This is a genomic window from Bacillota bacterium, assembly GCA_040754675.1.
Classification (GTDB): domain Bacteria; phylum Bacillota; class Limnochordia; order Limnochordales; family Geochordaceae; genus Geochorda.
In genome coordinates this window covers 1-2,173 of the sequence record JBFMCJ010000646.1, presented here as the reverse complement: position 1 = coordinate 2,173, position 2,173 = coordinate 1, and the positions used below count along the sequence as shown (strand labels likewise).

Genomic DNA, 2,173 nt, shown 5'->3' with positions numbered 1-2,173 from the left:
TGGCTCAACCACCGGCTGCCGACCGAGCCCTGAGCCGGCCCGGGCCAGCCTCCGCGGGCCTCTGGGGATCTGAGCCGGTGCCTGCCGATCCGAGCCGGCGGCGGCCAGGTGATCTCAAGCAGGAAATCGGTTCCCCCGCCCGAACCCGTCTACCCATCAGGCAATAACCGTAACTATAAGCGGTCTTGCCTGACGCCGTCTCGGGGGGCTTGCGGCGGTGGAACCCGTTCAACTTGAGGTCGAGCATCTCACCCTTCACTTCGGCGGCCTGGCGGCGCTGTCCGGGGTGAGCCTGCAGGTGAGACGCGGCGAGCGCCTCAGCGTCATCGGGCCCAACGGCGCGGGCAAGACCAGCCTCATCAACTGCATCAACGGGTTTTACCGTCCCCACCGGGGGCGCGTCCGCCTCGAAGGCCGCGACATTACGGGCCTTCCACCCCATCGCGTCGCCGCCCTGGGGATCGGGCGCGCCTTTCAAAACATCGAGCTCTTCCTGGGTATGAGCGTCCTGGACAACCTCATGCTGGCCCAGCACCGCCGGCTGCGCTACACGCTCGTGGACGCCCTCCTCTACTACGGCCGGGCACAGGCCCAGGAGATCGAGGCGCGGCGCCGGGTTGAAGACATCATCGACTTCATGGACCTCGAACCCTACCGCCATCTGCCGGTAGGGGCGCTGCCCTACGGCGTCCAGAAGCGGGTGGAGATGGCTCGGGCGCTTGCGACGGGCCCGCGGCTGTTGCTTCTCGACGAGCCCATGGCCGGCATGACCGTGGAGGAAAAGGAGGATCTGGCGCGCTACATCCTCGACGCCAACGAGGAGATGGGCATCACCATCCTGCTCATCGAGCACGACCTGCGCGCCGTCATGGATCTGAGCCACCGGGTCGTTGTGCTCAACTTCGGGCGAGTCATTGCAGAGGGCGCTCCGGAAGAGGCGGCCCGGCATCCCGACGTGGTGGAAGCCTACCTGGGTGAGGCGGTGCCGGCATGAGGCGAAGCGTTGCGCGCCCTGCCCCCGACTGGGCGGAGATGACCCTGCCCCGGCTCTTGCGCTGGCGCGGTGAAGGCCCGTCCGGCAGCCGCCCGGCTCTGCGCCACAAGGATCGCGGCATCTGGCAAACCGTGTCATGGCGCGAGTACTGGGAGGCAGCCCGACTGGTCGCCGCTGGCCTGATGGCCCTGGGCCTCGAGCCCGGAGAGAAGGTCGGCGTGGTCGCCGACAACATCCCCGAATGGTACTTCACCGAACTCGGGACCCAGGCCGCCCGCGGCGTCTGCGTGGGGGTTTACCAGTCGGGCATGCCCCGGGAGGTCGCCTACGCGCTCTCGGCGACGGACACGGTGTTCGTCTTGGCCGAGGACCAGGAACAGGTCGACAAGCTCCTGGAGGTGCGCTCCCAGCTGCCCCTGGTCCGGCGGGTCATCTATCAGGATCCCCGCGGGATGCGCCGTTACCGCGACGACCCCTGGCTGATGAGCTTCGAGGAACTGCTGGATCTGGGCCGCCGCTCGCTTGGGCGCCTTTCGGCCGACCTCGAACGCCGCCTGGCCGCCGCCCGCCCCGACGAAGTCTGCCTGATGTGCTTCAGCAGCGGCACCACCAGCGACCCCAAGCCGGTCATGCTGACCCACAGCAACCTCATCACCATGGGCCGCAGCTTCCAGGACGTGGAGCACTTCAAGCAGACCGACCAGCACTTCTCGTTCCTGCCCCTGGCCTGGATCGGCGAACAGATGATGGCGGTGGCGGCGGGCCTCGTCGTCGGCTTTGCCGTCAACTGCCCCGAACAGGTGGAGACGGCGCTCACCGAACTGCGGGAGATCGGCCCTCACCTCATGTTCAGCCCGCCGCGCATCTGGGAGGGCTTCACCCGGCAGGTTCGGGTCAAGATCGAGGACAGCACGCCCCTCAAGCGGCTGGCGTTCCGCGCCGGGATGGCCGTCGGCGAGCGCGTGGCCGACCGCAAACTGGCCGGCCGGGCTGTTCCGCTGGGCCTGCGCCTGTTGCACCGGGCGTTGTGGTGGATCCTTTACCGCCCGCTGCTCGACCGCCTGGGGCTCGTGAGGCTTCGCAAGGCGTACACGGCAGGGGCGGCGCTTGGCCCCGATGTCTTTCGCTTCTTCCACGCCCTCGGGATCAACCTCAAGCAGGGGTACGGCCAGACGGAGA

General features: G+C 68.2%; 2 protein-coding genes. Both read left to right on the top strand.

The genetic code is table 11. The features are described 5' to 3' along the window. Nucleotides 1-217 precede the first annotated feature (217 nt). Nucleotides 218-994, top strand: a complete 777-nt coding sequence (locus tag AB1609_22020; protein MEW6049112.1) for an ABC transporter ATP-binding protein — start codon at nucleotides 218-220, stop codon at nucleotides 992-994. Then, on the top strand, nucleotides 991-2,173 hold a 1,183-nt coding region (locus tag AB1609_22015; protein ID MEW6049111.1), incomplete at its 3' end, for an AMP-binding protein. The genes AB1609_22020 and AB1609_22015, both read left to right, overlap by 4 nt.